Annotated in this window: 19 protein-coding genes and 1 riboswitch; of the genes, 11 read left to right on the top strand and 8 right to left on the bottom strand. The window is 64.2% G+C overall.

Annotation, left to right across the window (positions count from 1 at the left end; translation table 11 throughout):
- Nucleotides 1–32: 32 nt before the first annotated feature.
- The 3 genes from FG91_RS06255 to FG91_RS06245 form a co-directional block, all read right to left on the bottom strand.
- Nucleotides 33–1,823: a DUF885 domain-containing protein gene (locus tag FG91_RS06255; RefSeq protein ID WP_052187359.1), complete on the bottom strand. Its 1,791-nt coding sequence runs from the start codon at nucleotides 1,821–1,823 to the stop codon at nucleotides 33–35.
- Between the two features lie 25 nt (nucleotides 1,824–1,848).
- Nucleotides 1,849–3,495 (bottom strand): amidohydrolase family protein, encoded by a 1,647-nt coding sequence (locus tag FG91_RS06250; RefSeq protein WP_037513685.1) that lies wholly within the window; start codon nucleotides 3,493–3,495, stop codon nucleotides 1,849–1,851.
- Nucleotides 3,496–3,568: 73 nt separating this feature from the next.
- Nucleotides 3,569–6,502 (bottom strand): TonB-dependent receptor domain-containing protein, encoded by a 2,934-nt coding sequence (locus FG91_RS06245; RefSeq protein WP_052187358.1) that lies wholly within the window; start codon nucleotides 6,500–6,502, stop codon nucleotides 3,569–3,571.
- 514 nt (nucleotides 6,503–7,016) lie between these two features.
- On the opposite strand from FG91_RS06245, the gene FG91_RS06240 reads away from it, so the two are divergent.
- Nucleotides 7,017–8,456: an amidohydrolase family protein gene (locus tag FG91_RS06240; protein WP_235211962.1), complete on the top strand. Its 1,440-nt coding sequence runs from the start codon at nucleotides 7,017–7,019 to the stop codon at nucleotides 8,454–8,456.
- A gap of 13 nt (nucleotides 8,457–8,469) precedes the next feature.
- Nucleotides 8,470–8,940, top strand: coding sequence for a YybH family protein (locus tag FG91_RS06235; RefSeq protein ID WP_037513406.1), 471 nt, complete (start codon nucleotides 8,470–8,472; stop codon nucleotides 8,938–8,940).
- A gap of 7 nt (nucleotides 8,941–8,947) precedes the next feature.
- Here the strand turns inward: FG91_RS06235 and FG91_RS06230 are convergent, their stop codons facing one another.
- Nucleotides 8,948–9,838 (bottom strand): LysR family transcriptional regulator, encoded by an 891-nt coding sequence (locus FG91_RS06230; protein WP_037513403.1) that lies wholly within the window; start codon nucleotides 9,836–9,838, stop codon nucleotides 8,948–8,950.
- 137 nt (nucleotides 9,839–9,975) lie between these two features.
- On the opposite strand from FG91_RS06230, the gene FG91_RS06225 reads away from it, so the two are divergent.
- The 5 genes from FG91_RS06225 to FG91_RS06205 are packed head-to-tail and all read left to right on the top strand — an operon-like array spanning nucleotide 9,976 to nucleotide 12,198.
- Entirely contained in the window at nucleotides 9,976–10,599 is a 624-nt protein-coding gene (locus FG91_RS06225; RefSeq protein WP_037513401.1) for a pyridoxamine 5'-phosphate oxidase family protein, read from the top strand.
- Nucleotides 10,596–11,018, top strand: a complete 423-nt coding sequence (locus FG91_RS06220; RefSeq protein ID WP_037513398.1) for a VOC family protein — start codon at nucleotides 10,596–10,598, stop codon at nucleotides 11,016–11,018. The genes FG91_RS06225 and FG91_RS06220 overlap by 4 nt, the downstream gene beginning before the upstream one ends.
- 11 nt (nucleotides 11,019–11,029) lie before the next feature.
- Nucleotides 11,030–11,506, top strand: coding sequence for a nuclear transport factor 2 family protein (locus FG91_RS06215; RefSeq protein WP_037513395.1), 477 nt, complete (start codon nucleotides 11,030–11,032; stop codon nucleotides 11,504–11,506).
- A gap of 15 nt (nucleotides 11,507–11,521) precedes the next feature.
- Complete coding sequence (locus FG91_RS06210) at nucleotides 11,522–11,743, top strand: tautomerase family protein (protein ID WP_037513393.1); 222 nt, start codon at nucleotides 11,522–11,524, stop codon at nucleotides 11,741–11,743.
- Nucleotides 11,740–12,198: a DMT family transporter gene (locus tag FG91_RS06205; protein ID WP_037513391.1), complete on the top strand. Its 459-nt coding sequence runs from the start codon at nucleotides 11,740–11,742 to the stop codon at nucleotides 12,196–12,198. Before FG91_RS06210 ends, FG91_RS06205 begins: the two co-directional genes overlap by 4 nt.
- 137 nt (nucleotides 12,199–12,335) lie before the next feature.
- Here the strand turns inward: FG91_RS06205 and FG91_RS06200 are convergent, their stop codons facing one another.
- Genes FG91_RS06200 through FG91_RS06190 form a run of 3 tightly spaced genes read right to left on the bottom strand, consistent with a single transcriptional unit; the run spans nucleotide 12,336 to nucleotide 13,961 of the window.
- Nucleotides 12,336–12,740 carry a GFA family protein gene (locus tag FG91_RS06200; protein ID WP_037513389.1) on the bottom strand — a complete coding sequence of 135 codons (405 nt, stop codon included), beginning with the start codon at nucleotides 12,738–12,740 and terminating at the stop codon, nucleotides 12,336–12,338.
- 46 nt (nucleotides 12,741–12,786) lie between these two features.
- Nucleotides 12,787–13,521, bottom strand: a complete 735-nt coding sequence (locus FG91_RS06195; RefSeq protein WP_037513386.1) for a helix-turn-helix transcriptional regulator — start codon at nucleotides 13,519–13,521, stop codon at nucleotides 12,787–12,789.
- Nucleotides 13,521–13,961: a DUF6265 family protein gene (locus tag FG91_RS06190; RefSeq protein WP_052187357.1), complete on the bottom strand. Its 441-nt coding sequence runs from the start codon at nucleotides 13,959–13,961 to the stop codon at nucleotides 13,521–13,523. The genes FG91_RS06195 and FG91_RS06190 overlap by 1 nt, the downstream gene beginning before the upstream one ends.
- A 79-nt stretch (nucleotides 13,962–14,040) precedes the next feature.
- A riboswitch (TPP riboswitch) is annotated at nucleotides 14,041–14,152 on the top strand.
- A gap of 42 nt (nucleotides 14,153–14,194) precedes the next feature.
- Here FG91_RS06190 and thiC point away from each other — a divergent pair.
- The 3 genes from thiC to FG91_RS21690 all read left to right on the top strand — a co-directional run bounded on the left by thiC (nucleotide 14,195) and on the right by FG91_RS21690 (nucleotide 17,411).
- Nucleotides 14,195–16,087, top strand: a complete 1,893-nt coding sequence (gene thiC / locus FG91_RS06185) for a phosphomethylpyrimidine synthase ThiC (RefSeq protein WP_037513383.1) — start codon at nucleotides 14,195–14,197, stop codon at nucleotides 16,085–16,087.
- A gap of 140 nt (nucleotides 16,088–16,227) precedes the next feature.
- Nucleotides 16,228–16,974, top strand: coding sequence for a hypothetical protein (locus FG91_RS21695; protein ID WP_152568019.1), 747 nt, complete (start codon nucleotides 16,228–16,230; stop codon nucleotides 16,972–16,974).
- Nucleotides 16,968–17,411: a hypothetical protein gene (locus tag FG91_RS21690; protein ID WP_152568018.1), complete on the top strand. Its 444-nt coding sequence runs from the start codon at nucleotides 16,968–16,970 to the stop codon at nucleotides 17,409–17,411. Before FG91_RS21695 ends, FG91_RS21690 begins: the two co-directional genes overlap by 7 nt.
- A 45-nt stretch (nucleotides 17,412–17,456) precedes the next feature.
- Here the strand turns inward: FG91_RS21690 and FG91_RS21685 are convergent, their stop codons facing one another.
- Entirely contained in the window at nucleotides 17,457–17,663 is a 207-nt protein-coding gene (locus FG91_RS21685; protein WP_152568017.1) for a hypothetical protein, read from the bottom strand.
- Between the two features lie 56 nt (nucleotides 17,664–17,719).
- Between FG91_RS21685 and FG91_RS06180 the strand changes: the two genes are divergently transcribed.
- Entirely contained in the window at nucleotides 17,720–18,205 is a 486-nt protein-coding gene (locus tag FG91_RS06180) for a 2'-5' RNA ligase family protein (protein WP_037513381.1), read from the top strand.
- The last annotated feature ends 243 nt before the right edge of the window (nucleotides 18,206–18,448 follow it).

Raw genomic sequence — 18,448 nt, 5'->3', positions numbered from 1 at the left:
GGCCGCCCCAGTGTCAGGATGACGGAAATTCTTCAGGGCGCGCTGACCACCTCGGGCAGCGCGGGGTTGAAGCCCGGCGGGTTGACTCCGCCGTCGGCGATGAACTGGTCGAGCCGCGCTTCGAGCACCGGCAGCGGCACCGAACCCAGCGCGAGGATCGCGTCGTGGAAGTTGCGCTGGTCGAACTTGTCGCCGAGCGCGGCTTCGGCTTCGGCGCGCTTGCGACGGATCAGCATCTCGCCGAGCTTGTACGCCAGCGCCTGTCCCGGCCATGCGATATAGCGGTCGATCTCGGTCGTGATCTCATGCTCGGACAAAGCGGTGTTGCCGCGCAGATAGTCCTGCGCCTGCTGGCGGCTCCAGCCATAATGGTGGAGGCCGGTGTCGATCACGAGCCGCGACGCGCGCCACATTTCATAGGAGAGGCGGCCGAAATCCTCGTACGGCGTCTCGTACATGCCGAGCTTGCTGCCCATCCATTCCCAATAGAGCGCCCAGCCCTCGCCATAGCCCGAAAAGCCGGTGCCGCGGCGGAACGCCGGGCGGCGCGTCGCTTCCTGCGCGACCGCCGACTGGAAACTGTGCCCCGGATTGCATTCGTGGATGGTGAGCGCCGTCAACGTGTAGAGCGGCCGCGACGGCAGGTCATAGGTGTTCATCATGCAGCTTTCGAGCCCGCCGCGCCCGCCGGTATAGATCGGCGCCAGCGCGGGCGGCACCGGCAGGATCGCGAAGCGGCGCCGCGGCAGGAAGCCGATCGTCTCGGGCAGCTTCGCGTCCATCCGCTTCGCCACATAGGAGGATTTGGCGAGCAGCTCATAAGGCGTCTTCGGATAGAATTGCGGATCGGTGCGCAGGAATTTGAGGAACGCCGGCATGTCGCCCTTGAACCCGGTGCTCGCCTTCACCTGCTCCATCTCGGCCTTGATCCGCGCGACCTCCTTGAGCCCCATCTGGTGGATCTGCTCGGGCGTCAGGTCGAGCGTCGTGAAACCCTTGATCTGCGCCTGATAGAAGGCCGGGCCGTCGGGTTGCTTCTCCCCCGCCAGCGTGGTGCGCGCCTTCTTCATATATTCGCCCTGGATGAAGGCGTAGAGCTTGGCATAGGCGGGCGCGACGGCCTCGCGGATCACCTTCTCGCCCTCGGCGCGCAGCGCGGCCTGTTCGGCGGCGGGGATCGTCGAGGGCATTTCCTTGAACGCGTCGTAGAATGAGTTGGTCTGATCGGCGGGCAGGTACGGCTTGATCGTCACATCGCGGCCCTGCACCGCGATCTGCGGCACGCTGAAGCCCCGCGCGAGCCCGGCGCGCATATTCGCGGTCTGCTCGTCGAAGAAGCGCGGGATGTCGCGCATGCGGGCGATATAGTTGCGATACGCCTGCGCGGTCGCGAAGCCGCCACTGCGCGGATTGAGCCCCGACCAGAAGAAGGTGTCGGCGTTGAACGGCGCCTCATAGGTCTTGTATTTAATGTCGTTCGCCATCGTTTCGATCGACTGGCGGAACACCGCGGCGTTGACCTTCTCTTCGGGCGAAAGCTGATCGGCGGGGATCGCATCGAGTTCGGCGAGCGCCTTGGTCCAGTAATCGAGCCGCGCCTTCTGCGTCGCGGCGTCGACCCTGGGCAGATGCGTCGGGCCGTCGCCGTCGCCGCCGCGACCGCTGCGCAGCCCCTGTTGCTGACGCCAGTCCCATTCGCGCTCGTACAGCGCCTTCAATCGTGCATCCGCGCTGCCCGAAGTGGGCGCCTGTGCGATCGCCGCCTGCGCGGCAAAGGCCGCCAGCGCCAGCGCGACCGTCCGCGCCACCGAAACTCGGTTCATTGTCTTCTCCCTTTGTCCGTTCGGATCAGTTCGCGGTCCCTGCATTTTCGATCACCATCGGGCCGGGCGGCAAGCCGCGCTCGGCCTTCGATTTCGCCACCATGTCGCGGACCTCGGCGCGCAGCTTCGCCGCGTCGTAGATGATGCCGTCCTTGATCGTGTAGGCGACGCCGCCGACGCGCTCGACCTTGCCCGTCGCATCGTTCAGCTTCACCGATCCGGTGCCGAAGAGCAGCTTGAGGTTGGCGAGCGGATTGCCCTTCACGACGACGAGGTCGGCCTTGCGCCCGACGCGGATCGTGCCGACCTGATCGTCATGGCCGAGCAGCCGGGCGCCTTCCTGCGTCGCGGCGTGGATCACCTCGAGCGAGCTGAAGCCCGCCTCGCGCATCAGCTCCATCTCCTGAATATAGCCGAAGCCATAGAGGTTGTAGATATAGCCGGCATCGCTGCCGATCGTCACGCGGCCGCCGCGATTCTTGTAATCGTTCACGAAGCGCATCCAGCGGCGATAATTGTCCTTCCACGCCATCTCATGCTCGGTGGTCCAGTCGAACCAGTAGGCGCCGTGGTTGACGCGGCTCGGTCGATAGAAATCCCACAATGCGGGCATCGTATATTCGTCGTGCCAGCTCGCGCGGCTCATGCGCATGAAGTCGCGGCTGGTCAGGTAGGCGGTGAAGGTCGGGTCGAGCACGAATTTGCGCTCGAGCAACGTATCCATCACCTTGTTCCACGCGTCCGATCCGGGCTCGGCGGTTTGCGCCCATAATTTTCCGGCTTCGCCGAAGCGCATCTGCTCGTCGTTGTTGATGAAGTCGGTCGGAAAGGACTGCACGCGCTTGTCGGTGAACATCGCCTCGGGCAGCCCGTACCAATGCTCCATGCTTTCGAGGCCCGCTTCGGACGTGTCGAGCACGTCGGCATAGGCGACCAGCTGCTGCGCATGGTGCATCGTGCTGTGCAGGCCTTGCTTCTTCGTCTCGTCGATCGCCGCGTAAAGCACATCCTCAGGCGCGCCGCCGATGAACTTGATCCCGTCGGCGCCGCGCTTCTTCGCTTCCTGAATGACGGCGCGCGCGGTCGCCGCGTCGTTCACTGGCCCGCGAATCTGGTGGAACATCGGATAGATGTCGATCCGCGGCGCGACGATCTCGTTGCGCTCGCTGCGCTTCTTGATGTCGACCAGCCATTCGATCGGGTGCCCGCTGCCAAGGTCGCGGACCGAGGTGATGCCGTGGGCCATCCACAGCTTCAGGATATAGTCCGACGGCACCTTCTGCGAATCGCTGAGCGAATGAAGGTGGACGTGCGCGTCGACGAAGCCCGGCATCACATAATAGCCGGTAAGGTCCATCTCCTGGTCGCCGGGCGCGGCGCGCTCGGTGGGATCGATCGCGCCGGGGACGCCGATCGACTTGATCTGCGCGATGCGGTCGTTCTCGATCACGATATCGAACGGACCCTGCGCGGGCGCGCCGGTGCCGTCGATCATGGTGACGTTGCGCAGCACGACGCGCTTGAACGGACCGATTCCTTCGGTGCGTGCCGGGATGACGTCGGCCGCCGTCTGTCCGGCCGGCGCGGGCGCCGCTGCGGTGGTGACGGGGAGGACGGCGAATAAAGAAGCAGCCGCCATCAGGGCGGCGATACGACGCGGTTTGAAGGTCATGAAATAGCGCCTTCCATAGCGGAAAAAGAAAGGCCGGCGGAGCAGTGACGCGCCGCCGGCCGGGAGCAAGTTTTTAGAACTTCATCCGGACACCGGCAAAATAGCGCCGGCCCAGCGTGTCATAGAGCGACACGTCGACGTTGGCGTCGCCGACGAAAGTGGTGCCGAGGATCGGCGGCATCTTGTCGAACAGATTGTCGACGCCGGCGAAGAAGGTGAAGTTGTCGTTGATCTCGAACGTGCTGGTCAGGTCGAAATACCAGGTGGCCGGGGCCGTCTTGATATTGGTGGTGGTGACCGTCGGGAACACTTTGAGGCCGCCGATCATCCGGGCCTGACCGCGGATGCTCAGCGGACCGCTGGTATAGGCGGCGCCGAGATTCAGCTTGAAGTCCGGAACGATGAACCCGCCGGTGCCGGTCGAGCAGCCCGCGCCATAGAAGCCGGCGCAATCCTGCGGGGCAACGGTGCTGAGCACCTGCGTCGAGCGTTCGAACAGCCAGCTCGCAACGCCGGTCAGGCGCAGCTGGGCATCGTCACCAAGCTCCGCGGGAAGCGGGATGGTGTAATCGCCCTGCACGTCGAGACCGCGGACCCTGAGCGCACCGATATTATTCTGGTTGGTGCGGACATAGTCGATCTGGCCGCTGGAGAGGCGGAAGACCGACCGGCAGGTCGGGCTGTTCGCGTTAAGGCCCGTGTAGCAGTCGTTCAGCGTCTGCTGCGCGTTGATCGTCGTGATCGCGCCCTTCACCTCGACATTGAAATAGTCGACGGTGATGTTGAGGCGCGGGATGAACGGCGGCGAGATCACCGCACCGATCGTGTAGGTCTTCGACTTTTCCTCGGTGAGGTTGGGATTGCCGCCCGTTTCCTGCGTCAGCCCCAACGTCGCCTGCGTGAAGGTCGCGATGTCGCCGGCGGGGACGCCCTGCGCGACGCAGAAGTCGCGCAGCTGCTGACTACGTGGGTCGGTGCCGGTCAGGTTCGGACGCGCGCACGGATCGGTGCCCCCGGTGAAGCCCTGACCCACCGCCGAAAACAGCTCGTTGATATTCGGCGCGCGGATCGCGCTGTTATACGCGCCGCGAATGCGGACCCAGCTGACCGGCGCCCATTCGCCGCCCGCCTTCCAGGTGAAGACCCCGCCGACGGTCGAATAATCCGAATAGCGCGCCGCCCCTTCGATCGCGAGCGTGTCGAAAAAGGGCGTGTCCGACAGGATCGGGATGCGGATTTCGCCGAAGATTTCCTTCACGTCGAACGACCCCGCCAGCGCGTTGTTCGACGCGGCGCCATATTCCTTGTTGAGGTCCATCGCGCTCGGCGTCGACTGATAGCTGTCCTTGCGATATTCGGCGCCGACCGCAACCGCGACCGGGCCGGCGGGCAGATCGAACAAGGTGCCGCTCAGCGAGGCGCCGGCGACCTGGCGTTCGAAGATGTCGTGGCTCGTACGCGTCGGCGTCAGATAGACGCCGGCTTGGGGGGAAATCGAACCGAGGCCGAAGATCGAGACGGGGACGCAGCCCGGGACCCCCGACCGGCAAACGACCTGACCCGCACCGTTGACGATCGAATCGAGCCCGAGGCTGAGGCGTGTCTGGTTGATCACGCCTTCGGCCCGGGTATCGGTGCGGTTGCGCAGATATTGATAGAAAGCATCCCAGCGCCAGGTCTGCTTGCCGATGTCGAAATCGCCGCGCAGGCCGGTGGTGATCGCATAGGACTGGCGTTCGAAGAAGCTGTCGCGCGTGCCGAGCTCGTCGGCGCGGCGGCCACCGCCGACCACGGCCGCGGTGCCGTCGCCATCGGCATCGAACAGCGCGCGATTGTTGATGAAGAAATTGCGCACTGCGGGCGACAGGCTGGCACTGGTCGCATAATTCGGCACGAGCAGCGTCGACGACGCCGCGCCGGGCGTTACCGGCGTGAAGCTGTCGGGCGCCAGTTTCGAATTGTTGCGCGCGTTGACGAAGAAGGCTTCGGCATAAGCGGTGATATGGTCGGTGACGTCATAATGCGCCAGCGCCGAGAAATTGATGCGTTCGAGCGGACGCTGGAGCAGGTTGAACGGCGCGTAGTTATAGGTGTCCTCGGGCTGGCAATAGGGCAGCGGCGTGCCGCCGGCGCCGAAGCGGATGCCGGTGATCGAGGTGCAGGGGCCGCTCGGCGTCATGTTGACGCCGACCAGCGCGTTGCGCTGCGCCTGGCTGAGCGGGACGCGGGTGCCCGGGATATTGCCCGAGCCCGAATAGACGAGCGCGCCGTTGATTTCGGCGAGCGGAACCCGGCCGAACGGACGGTCGGCCTGCGTGATCGGATCCTGTTTCGCCCAGGCGCCCGAAATCGCGACGTTGCCGCGGCCGCCGCCCAGGTCGGCGCCGAAGGTGATGTCGATCTTTTTCGACGCGGCGTCGCCGCGGTCCGAAATGCCGGCCTGCGCCGACATCTGCAGGCCTTCGAAGCTGTCGTCGAGGATGAAGTTCACCGCGCCCGCGATCGCGTCCGAACCATAGACGGCCGACGCGCCGCCCGTGATCACCTCGACCCGCTTGATCAGCGCGTCGGGGATGCTGGTCAGGTCGACCGAGCCGTTCGCGTTCGCCGGAATGAAGCGGCGGCCGTTGACCAGCGTCAGCGTGCGCGTTTCGCCCAGCCCGCGCAGGTTCGCGGTGAGCACGCCCGCGCCGCCGCCATTGTTGACGGTCGAGGTGTTGCCCGAGGCGAGCTGCGGGAATTCGTTCATCGTCTTTTCGAGCGTGAGGTTGCCCGACAGCTGGACGTCTTCCTGTCCGACGACCGTGATCGGGCTCGGCGCGGTCAGGTCGGTGCGCTGCAGGCGCGACCCCGTCACGATGATGTCGGTCGGCGCTTCAGCGGCGGTTTCGTCGGCCACGACATCCTGCGCGGATGCGGCGCCGGGCAGCAGGATGGTGGACAACAGGCTGGTGGCAAGAAGTATGCGGCGAAAACGGACCTGCGGATTGCTTCGATCGTAAGACATATGGACGCTCCCTGTGTACGGCCTTTGGCCTGTCGTTGACTTCGCTCGCGCCCGCCGGCCGGCGGGCGACGTCGTTCTCCTGCACGCTTCCCCGGACGCCGCTCAGGCCCCATTTCTTGTCCGGGACGGGCGCGATTTTTCGCGCCGCGACCCGGCTGGCTGAACGGCGAACATGTCGGAGCTTTGGGCGCCCTCGCTGGCAGCGGGATCGAAGGGGAAACAATTCCCTTCATCGCGCGCGGGGCGGTGATCGGTGGCCGTCGGAATGCCCATGCGGGCTCCGGGCGTTTGAGCCTGACAGGATAGCCGGGGCGCGTGCGCGGCCATCCGCGAAAAAGCGGCGTCGGCACGCGTCGCTAATTCCTCGCGGTACTGCATCAGGACCCCTTTTTGCTATTACTGTATACGAAATACGATATACTCAATCTTCGAAGAGTCAATGCCACATGTTTCCGGGGAGGATCGCGTGACCGCAATAAACTGTCTTAGAACCGCTTTTGCCGGCATTTTTCTGATGTTTTCCGCGCTTTTCGTCCCGGCGGCGACTCGCGCGGAGGCGCCTGCCGGGGGGCGGATCGCCATCACCAGCGTCACGCTGATCGACGGGACGGGCGCCCCGCCGAAGCCGGGCATGACCGTCGTCGTCGAAAAGGGCCGGATCGTTTCGATCGCCAAGGGCGGTGCCGATACGGCGGGGGCGCGGGTCATCGACGGCCGCGGTCGCTATCTGCTGCCCGGCTTCATCGACAGCAATGTTCATGTCTCGGTCTATGGCCAGCCGGCGCGGCGCGACACCTCGCTGAAATATGCCGACCGCGGCAAGGAACTCGCGCTCGAATTCGCGCAGCGCGCGCTGACCTATGGCGTGACGACGATGCGCGACAGCTATGGCGTACTGCCGCCGATCCTGACGGTGCGCGACCGCATCGACCGTGGCGAGGTCGTCGGCGCGCGGCTCAAGGCGGCGGGCAACATCCTCGGCTGGGGCGGGCCCTTCTCGCTGACCTTCTCGCTCACCAAGGATTCGGACCTGTCGCTGTTCCAGGAGAAATGGAACGACCTGCTCGCACAGGACATGGGCGAAGAGATCATGTACATGACGCCCGACGAGCTGCGCATCGCGATGAACCGCTATCTCGACAAGGGGGTCGACTTCATCAAATATGGCGGCACCAGCCATTTCCTCCGCCCCGCGCTGATCGGCTTTTCGCCGCGTCAGCAGGCGGTGATCGTCGAGGAAGCCCACAAGCGCGGCAAGCCGGTCGAGACGCACGCCACCAGTTCGGAAGGACTGACGCTCGCGGTCGAGGCGGGGATCGACCTGATCCAGCATCCCGAGCTGACGAGCCGCGACCTGCCCGACGATCTCATCGCGCTGATCGTGAAGAAGGATGTGCTGTGCGGGATCCGGTCGAATTACATCACCGGCGACTATCGAAAAAAGCATCTCGCCAAGCGCGCAGAACTGGAGGCGAAGATCGCGAAGATGCCGCCCCCGACGACCAGCGCCGAACGCTGGCGGCGGCTCGAAATGATGGACGACAATCAGGATGTGCAGCGCCGCAACGCCGAACGGCTGATCAAGGCGGGGTGCCGGGTCACCCCGGCGACCGACAGCTTCTATGGCGACGCCCCCGAATTCCGCCGCGTGCCCAAGGGCGACGAGGCCGAGCCGGGAATCGGCACGATCCGCGCGATCGAGGGGCTCGTCGAACTCGGCATGACCCCGATGGAGGCGATCGTCGCGGGCACCAAACATGGCGCCGCCGCCGCGCGCATGAGCGCCGACCTCGGCACGATCGAGCCCGGCAAGATCGCCGACCTCGTCCTGCTGTCGGACGACCCGCTCGCCGACATTCGCAATATCGAAAAGGTCGAGGCGGTGATCGCGCAGGGAAAGCTTGTCGATCGCGCGCGCCTGCCCGAACATCCGCTGTTCCTGCGCAAACCCTGAGGAGAGAGAGCCCATGACGAAATGGATAAGCATGCTGCTGGCGGCGCTGCTGCTGTTCGGCGCCGCAACCCCGGCACGCGCCGACGATGCGGCGGAGAAGGCCGCGATCCTGAAGGTCGTCGCCGATATGGAGGCGGCATGGAACCGCAGCGATTTTACCGGCTATATGGCGGGCTTCTGGAACCCCGGAGTGACCTTTGTCTCGGGCGGCAAGATCCAGGACGGGTGGCAGGGCACGCTCGACCATTATGTCCGCGACTATGGCGGCTCACCCGCGCGGCGCGGGACGCTCCATTTCTATGACATCGGCATCGACATCCTCGCGCCCGACGCCGCGCTGCTCATCAGCCACTATCATCTCGCGCGGCCCGAGCGGTCGCAAGAAGGGATCAACACGCGCCTGTTTCGCAAGATCGACGGCCGCTGGGTGATCGCGATGAACCATGTTTCGTCCTACGACCCGGCAGCGCCCGCCGCGAAATAGCCTGCCCTCAAACCAGCCCCACCATCCGCATCCGCGCCTTCATCGCCGCGATGAACAGCCGCACCGCCGGCAATCCCGCGCGCGACGGTTCGAACAACAGGTGCACCGGCAGCGCGGGCGGCTGCTCGTCGGCGAGCAATGAAATCAGCCGCCCCGCATCGAGCGCCGCGGCGAGCTGATAACTCAGCAAATTGGCGATCCCCAGCCCCGCCTCGGCCGCCGCCAATATGCCGTCGATGGTGTTGAGCACCAGCCGCGGGCGCGGTTCGACGCGCCAGCGCCCCGACACGAATTGCCACTCGCCCGCCGCGCGCGGCCCCATCGCCGCGATCAGATCATGCCCCGCCAGTTCGGCCACACTCGCGGGCGCGCCGCGCCGCGCCAGATAGGCGGGGCTCGCGACGAGCATCTGCCGCACCCAGCCGATGCGCACCGCCTTCAGCCCGGAATCCGCGAGCAGCCCGATACGCACCGCGACGTCGATCCCTTCCTCGACGATGCGGACATTGCGGTCGATCAGCATCATCCGCGCCGTCAGATCGCGGTGCTGCGCCATCAGTTCGCCGACGACAGGCAGCACATGCAGCCGCCCGAACATCACCGGCGCGGTCAAATGCAATTGCCCGCGCGGCTCGGCCTCCACGCCGCGCAATTCGCGCTCGGCGCCCGCGAGGTCGGCGAGGATGCGGCGCGCCTGATGGAGGAACGCAGCGCCCGCGTCGGTCAGCGCGACCGCGCGCGTCGACCGGTGGAACAGGCTCGTCCCGAGCCGCGCCTCGAGCGCCGCGATACCGCGCGTCACCGCGGGCGGCGAGCTGCCGAGCTTGCGCGCCGCGGCGGCAAAACCGCCCTCGCTCGCGACCGCGACGAACATTTCCAGCGTCAGCAATCGGTCCATGATTATTCCTGTTTATGGAATTTACTCATTCAACATTCTTCTATTATCGCTCTCATTGCAACGCCCTAGATCGGCTCCAGCGAACGACGCCGCTCCCTCCCGGCCTCGTTCGCCCCGCATTCCAAAGGTTCGACGCAATGGCGAAAAATTATCGGAAGACGCTGTTCAACGACGCGGTGCAGGCGCTCCAGGAACGTCACGGATCGCGCGCGTCCTATGCCAGGATGGACGAGGGCGCCGACGGCACCCCCGACCGGCTGACGGCGAAGGAGCTCGATTATATCGCGCTGCGCGACAGCTTCTATATGGCGAGCGTCAACGCCGACGGCTGGCCCTATATGCAGCATCGCGGCGGCCCCGCCGGTTTCCTCAAGCATATCGCGGGCAACCGGCTCGGCTTCGCCGACTATCGCGGCAACAAGCAATATATCAGCACCGCCAATCTCGCGGGCAACGACCGCGTCTCGCTGTTCCTGATGGACTATCCGAACCGCGAGCGGCTGAAACTCGTCGGCCATGCGCATAGCATCGAACTCGCCGACGATCCCGCCGCGGTCACCGCGTTGATGCCGGAGGGGTATCGCGCGACCCCCGAGCGCGCCTTCTTCATCGATGTGATCGGCTGGGAGTGGAATTGCTCGCAGCACATCACCCCGCGCTTCACCGAAGCCGAAATTTCCGCCGCGATCCGCCCGATGGCGGACGAACTCAACCAGTTGCGCGCCGAAATCGCCGCGCTTCGTGCAAAGGAAGAAAAATGACGACAGCTTTGGCGGCCCCCCTGACTTTGGGCGCGCACCACATCGGCCTCGCCGTCCGCGACGTCGCGGAGGCGCGCGACTTTTTCGTCGAAGCGCTCGGCTATAAAGTCGCGGCCGAACGCCCCGACTATCCCGCGATCTTCGTCTCCGACGGCACGACCTTGCTGACGCTCTGGCAAGTCGCCGATCCCGCAGGCGCGACCCCATTCGACCGCCGCGCCAATATCGGCCTGCATCACCTGGCGCTCCGCGTCGCCGATTTGGGCGCGCTGCGCACCGTCTTTGCGCGCGTCCAGAGCCACCCCGGCGTGCTCATCGAATTCGATCCCGAACCGATCCGCGAAGGCGCGACGACGCATCATTTCATCTGTGCGATGCCCGGCGGCATCCGCATCGAATTCGCCACCCCCTTCGCCTGAAAGGAAGCCCCATGTCCCGCCCTCCGCTCCCGCCCTTTGACCGGGACGGCGCGCTCCTCAAAGTCCGTCTGGCCGAGGACGGCTGGAACAGCCGCGACCCTGCGCGCGTCGTGCTCGCCTATACGCCGGACAGCCTGTGGCGGAACCGCTCGACCTTCGTCACCGGCCGCGCCGCGATCACCGACTTCCTCGCCGCCAAATGGCAGCGCGAGCAGGATTATCGGCTGGTCAAGGGGCTGTGGGCCTTCGCCGACAACCGCATCGCGGTGCGCTTCGCCTATGAATGGCACGATGCCGATGGCCAGTGGTGGCGCTCCTACGGCAATGAGAATTGGGAGTTTGCGGACAATGGCGAGATGCAGCGGCGGATCGCGAGCATCAACGATGTCGCGATCGCCGCCGCCGACCGCCGCCTGCTCTGGCCGCGCGACGACCAGGGCGATCGCCGGCCCGACGACCATCCGGGGCTCGAGGAACTGGGCCTTTAGCAGCGAGGAAAAACCATGCCCTACGTCAACATCCGCATCACCCGCGAGGACGCGACCCCCGAACAGAAGGCCGAGTTGATCGGCGGCGTCACCGAATTGCTCCAGCGCGTGCTCGGCAAAAATCCTGCGACCACCGTCGTGACGATCGACGAGGTCGAGACCGCCAATTGGGGATTAGGCGGATTGCCCATCCTCGCCTATCGCGCGGCTGAGGCCGCCAAGGAGACCCAGCGATGACCGCGAACAATGCCGCCCCCGCCTTTGCCACGATCATGTTCCTGACCGGGGTCGGCATCCCGATCCTTGCCGCGCTCAACGGCGGCCTCGGCGCGCGGCTCGAAAGTCCGATGGCGGCCTCGGTGATCCTCTTCACCCTCGGCCTGCTCATCGCGGTCACGGGCGCGATCGCCACCGGTTCGCTCGGGCAGGTGCGGCTGTCGTCCGATATCCCGGCGCATTTCTATTTCGGCGGCGCCTTCATGGCCTTTTACGCCATCTCGGTGACCTTTATCGCGCCGCGTTTCGGGGTCGGCAACGCGATCTTCTTCGTGCTCGTCGGCCAGCTGATCAGCGCGGCGGTCATCGACCATTTCGGCCTGTTCGGCGCGATCCGTTCGGCGATCGACATCAAGCGCCTCGCGGGGATCGCGTTGATGGTCGCCGGCGTTTATCTGGCGCGCCGCACAAGCTGAAGGCCGCTTTCAACCGGAAGCTGACCTCTCTCTCATCGTCACCCCGGACTTGATCCGGGGTCCCGCTTGAGGTTGAATCCGGTCGATGCCTCAGAAAGCGGGATCCCGGATCAAGTCCGGGATGACGAAGGGAAAGCTCACATATGCGCCGTCACCTCGGGCGGGTTCCACCAATTGTCGCCCGCACCGTCCATATACTGCACCGGCAGCGCCGCCATTTCGGCGGGCGTCAGGTCGTCGAGGCACGCGATCGACACCGAATAATAGGCGCCGCCGATTTCCTCGACATAGCCGTGGCCGAATGACGCGACGCCGCACGTCTTGCAAAAGACATGATGCGCGCTGTTCGACCCGAATTGATAATCGCTCAGCGCCGCGGGATCGGTCAGCAGGCGAAAGGCGTCGGGCTTGACCTGCGCGTTCCAGCCGCGCTTCTTGGTGCAGATCGAACAATTGCACTTGCCCGTCCCCGCCGCGAGGTCGATGTCGGCTTCGAACTTGACCGCGCCGCAGTGGCACGAGCCGTGATAGGTCTGGGTCATCGATGAAAATCCTTGGCCTTCGCGGACGCCGATCGCCGGCCGCCCTTCACCCGGCAGGGTTTAGCCGGCTCTCCTGACAGATCATGTCAGCAGGCTGTTCGGAAAAGTCGCGGTGGCGCCAGAAATCGGCCATCAACACCGCGCGGCGGCGCCCAAAGCCTTCGTCGCCGATCCGCGCCGACGTCACCCGGTCGATGCGAAAGCTGCGGAAATCCTGGCGCAACAGGCACCAGGCGGCGATGATATGCTTCTCTTCGAAATAGGCGAGCGCCGCGGGCCAGATCGCGCGCTCGGTCGCGGCGCCGCTCGCGTCGGCATAGCCGATGTGCAGCGTTTTTTCGGCGCGCATCGCCGCGCTCACCGTCGCGAGCAACGGCGCATTGATCTCGCGCCACCCGCTGCTCACCGGCCACAGCCCCGCCTCGTCGATCCGGTGCCTCAGCTCGTCGGGGCTCGCCGCCGCGATCTTCGCGAGCGCCAGCCCCGCCGCGCGCGACAGCGCCCCATCCTGCCGCCCCTCGACCCAGCGCGCACCGAGCACGAGCGCTTCGAGCTCGTCGGCAGTGAACATCAGCGGCGGCAGGAAAAACCCCGCGCGCAGCACATAGCCCACCCCCGCCTCGCCCTCGATCGGCGCGCCGAGCGCGACCAGCGCCTGCACGTCGCGGTACAGCGTGCGCACCGACACGCCCTGTTCCTCGGCCAGCACCTCGGCGGTCACCGGCCGCCGCCGCCGGCGCAGGCTGTCGATGATCGCGAACAACCGTCCCGTCTTGTCCATCAGCGCCGCCGATAGGTCCAGCGGCGCGGCTTCGACCCGTCGATCGCCGAGATCGTCGCGGTCAGCGTGTCGCCCGCGCGGGCATAGGCGATGCGCTGCGGATAATCATGCGCCGCATTCTCGAAGGTCGCGCTCGCCTTGTCGCGCTGCACCAGCCGGAACGTCACCGGCGCGCCGCCCTGCGGCATCGCGATATAGGCGGGCGTGCCGTCGGCGCCCGCGGCGATCCGGATGAACTCGAACTCGCGCAGGGCATCGCCGCGCCCCGACCGGCTGTGCCCGAGCATCAGCCCGCCGCGCGGGGGCGCCCAGCTCTCCTCGGTCCAGCGCCCGTCCGCCTCGCTCACCCAGTCGCCCGCGAGCCAGCCGAGATCGTCGACCGTCGCCGCCGGGCTCGCCGCCACCAGCAGGAACGATAAAGCCGCCGCCATCATCCGCATAAATCTCTCCCTCGCCGCCCTTTACCACCGCATCGCCGCCATCGCCAATGGACAGCGCCTCCCCTGCCCCCTATAACCCTCCGCATCCCCGGGGAGCCGCGTCTGCAATGGCCGGTTGAGAGCGGAATAAACCGCGACCCGTTGAACCTGATCCGGCTAATACCGGCGGAGGGAGGGTCGGCATTCCGCACCGGAAAACCGTCTTTCGCTCCGAACATATGGAGCGACTGCACATGGCCGACATCGATTCCCGCCTCGACAAGAGCGCCGCAACGCCGATCGGCGTCACCACCGGCCCGATCCGCGGCAGCCGCAAGATCCACGTCGCGACGCAGACGGGCAGCGGCATCCGCGTCGCGATGCGCGAGATCGACCTCGACCCGCATTCGGGCGAGCCCCCCGTCCGCGTTTATGACACCAGCGGGCCCTACACCGACGCCAACGCGACGATCGACATCAACGCCGGCCTCCCCGAAATCCGCGCCGACTGGATCCGCGGCCGCGGCGACGTCGAGGAGGTCACCCAGCGCGAAGTGAAGCCCGAGGACAACGGCCAGCTCGGCCCCGACCGCTCGGGCGGCGTCCCCGCCTTCCCCAACGTCCGCCGCAAGGTCCTCCGCGCCAAGCCGGGCCAGAACGTCAGCCAGATGCACTATGCCCGCCGCGGCATCATCACGCCCGAGATGGAATATGTCGCCGAGCGCGAAAATCTCGGCCGCGCGCGCCTCGCCGAATATAGGCGCGACGGGCAGGACTGGGGCGCCAGCATCCCCGACTATGTCACTCCTGAGTTTGTCCGCGACGAGGTCGCCCGCGGCCGCGCGATCATCCCCAGCAACATCAACCACCCCGAAAGCGAGCCGATGGCGATCGGCCGCAACTTCCTCGTCAAGATCAACGCCAATATCGGCAACAGCGCGGTCGCATCCGACGTCGCATCCGAAGTCGACAAGATGGTCTGGTCGATCCGCTGGGGCGCCGACACCGTCATGGACCTGTCGACCGGCCGCAACATCCACGACACGCGCGAATGGATCATCCGCAACTCGCCCGTCCCGATCGGCACCGTCCCCATCTATCAGGCGCTCGAAAAGGTCGGCGGCGTCGCCGAGGACCTGACCTGGGAAATCTTCGCCGACACGCTGATCGAGCAGGCCGAACAGGGCGTCGACTATTTCACCATCCACGCCGGCGTCCGCCTGCCTTACGTCCCCCTCGCGGCGAAGCGCATGACCGGCATCGTGTCGCGCGGCGGCAGCATCATGGCGAAATGGTGCCTTGCGCATCACAAGGAAAGCTTCCTCTACGAACGCTTCGACGAGATTACCGAGATCATGAAGGCGTATGACGTCGCCTACAGCCTCGGCGACGGCCTCCGCCCCGGCAGCATCTATGACGCGAACGACGAGGCGCAGTTCGCCGAGCTCTACACGCTGGGCGAGCTCACCAAGCGCGCCTGGGCGCAGGATGTTCAGGTGATGATCGAGGGCCCGGGCCACGTCCCGATGCACAAGATCAAAGAGAATATGGACAAGCAGCTCGAAGCGTGCGGCGAGGCGCCCTTCTACACGCTCGGGCCGCTCACCACCGACATCGCGCCGGGTTACGACCATATCACCAGCGGCATCGGCGCCGCGCAGATCGGCTGGTACGGCACCGCGATGCTTTGCTACGTCACGCCCAAGGAGCATCTCGGCCTCCCCGACCGCGACGATGTGAAGGTCGGCGTCGTCACCTACAAGCTCGCCGCGCACGCCGCCGACCTCGCCAAGGGCCACCCCGCCGCGCAGGTCCGCGACGACGCGCTATCGAAAGCGCGCTTCGAATTCCGCTGGCGCGACCAGTTCAACCTGTCGCTCGATCCCGACACGGCCGAGCAATATCACGACCAGACGCTCCCGGCCGAAGGCGCCAAGACCGCGCATTTCTGCAGCATGTGCGGCCCCAAATTCTGCTCGATGAAGATTTCGCAGGAGGTCCGCGAGTTCGCGGCGAAGCAGAACCAGCCCGCCGAAAACTTCATCGCGGCGGAGGAAGCCGAGAAGGGCATGGCCGAGATGAGCGAGCTGTTTAAGGAAACGGGGAGCGAGCTTTATATGGGCGCGGGTGGCAGGGAACATGATTGAGGTGTCTACCAAGGCGCGTACGCAACCTACCATACTGCCCGCAGAGAAATTTACCGCGAGCTAACACCCCATTAGAAATAGCGATATTTACCAAGCTTCATGTCTTCCGTAGGGTCTACTCAAATGGGGGAGGTAGAATCGTGTGGGAGGTAATCAAGCAAGGAATCAAGGGCGTCGCCACAAATCCGATCGCAATATTAATCTTGGCCGTCACCGTCAGCATGGCCATGTTTTATGGCTCGAGTCTTTTTATCGCTGATCAACTAAGCCCCGCAGCCAAGGCATTGAGCGGTATCGCGACAGCAATTTTGACGACAGGAACGTTTGGCGCGCTATTCGAATTCGTCAATAAAAAGAGATTGATTCGAGAAGTCGTATTGGATGCTGTTGGGCAGACGCGTTCACTAGAACTCGGCCTTAGCGATGTGAAAATCAAAGTTACGGAAATTGAATATAGAAAATCAATAATAAATTCTAACAAGCTTATTATAGGATCTAGATATTCTTCTTCATTCCTTGACAGGCATAAAGATGAGATTCGAGAAAGGCTAGTTAAGAGAGGTAAATCAATTGAAGTCCTTCACATGAGAGATGCGTCCATATTTCCATCCACAAAAGGAATTGTAAGCACTCCTGAACAATTCTTTAGAGGAATGCAGAAATATGATGCAGATGCTTGTAAAAATGTTTCCCTTCTCCAGACTGAAGAAAAATTATGCTACAATTTTGTTCAAGTTGATGAAGGAATTTGGTTGAAGATGTACTTTAACGCACCTCAGCCAGATATGCCTCCGGCATTCTTTCTCAAAGAAGGTTCACCCCTATTTTTATCGATCGAACGAGACATTTCTCTTCTATTCTCGAAGGGAAAGGCGCTTCAATGGTGAGCCCTGATGACGACGTAAACATCGTTCGAAAGATCGCCCAAAGACGCGGGCGTGGTTTCATTGAACAAGCTCTACAGGGAGATGGAACAGAGGCTGACGAGCTCACTATTGTAAGCAATGTAGGGGTTCATCCTCTACCCTTAGAGTTCATCAAGGGTGAACTATATCCCGCATCAACCGGCAGCCTCGATTTTTCATCCACGGCGACTGTGAATGCAGAAATCGACAAGATCGTAAAGAATCTAACAGAAAAGTTGAAAGAAAAGCGCTGGAGAAAGATATATCTACTTCCATTCGGCCATGCCGTTATTAGCATGAATATAAAAATGGTAGTTTTTCGAGTTCTCAGAATAGAAACTATTGAAATATTTTATTTCGGTGATGGGAAATATGGTCTAATTGAACGAGATACTCGATTATCTATAACCCAGGAATAGCAAGGGCCGTATAAAAATGGCGCCGCTGTACAGATATTCGGATAGTCAATAAAAACGAGTTAGGCCGCACTCACCCCCGACCCGTTTTCGCACCGTCGCCCGCACCTCGGCGGGCGTCTCGCCGCTGACCACCTCCACATAGCGATGCCCGAGCGGCGCATTGCGCTTCACCGTGTCGCGCGTGGCGATGTTGTCGTTCCCGTGATGCCCTTGCCCTGCATCCGGGGGGATGGAGCGAGCAGCAGTCGGCATCACCCCCACACCATGCTACACTCCCATCCATGCGCGCCCGAAACCCCCTCTACGTTATGGCCAAGCCGCCGCCGGAGGTGCAGGCGCTGATCGCCGCGCTGCCCCGCAACGATCCTTCGCGCGGGCCCGACCTCCTCCATGTCACGCTGATCTCGCTCTACGACCTGCATTATGCGCCACCCGAGTGGCTGCCCGCGACCATCGCCGCGCTGGACGGCTTCGCCGCGGCGCCCTTCCCGCTCCGCTTCGACCGGATCGAGAACCGCAAGGCGGTGACGCTGCGCACGCGCGATCCGCTGGCCGAGGCGCGGGCGTTTCAGAAGGCGTTGGTGAACCATCTGCTGCGCGAAAAGGCGCCGATCATGGACGGCACCACCCCCGAACCGCACATCACGATCAACTATCGCGGCGACCGGCTGAATGCGCAGAAAATGCCGCCGATCAGCTGGACGGTGGGCGAAATCATCCTGACCGAAAGCATCGTCGGCAAGACCACCCATGTCGAACATGGCCGTTGGCGGCTGTGCGGGGGTGCTGACTGACGGCCTTGGGGTGGGAAGCTGACATTACAGCAGCGAGCTGATCACCCCTCCCGCCTGCGGGAGGGGCAGCGAGGGTTGCCAGCTTGCTGGCTAGCCGCAGCGGGGAGGGTTGTCGCACCATCACAGGCCCTCCCCCGCCCCCTCCCGCGGGCGGGAGGGGAGAAGAAGGTCCGCAACCGATCGAAACCGGCACGGATAAATGCGCGCAGGGGGCGCCCACCGCGCCGAAATCCTATTTCGCAC

This window comes from Sphingopyxis sp. LC81 (genome assembly GCF_000756375.1).
GTDB lineage: Bacteria > Pseudomonadota > Alphaproteobacteria > Sphingomonadales > Sphingomonadaceae > Sphingopyxis.
The sequence above is the reverse complement of the archived record's forward strand: the minus strand, read 5'-3'. Positions and strand labels throughout refer to the sequence as shown.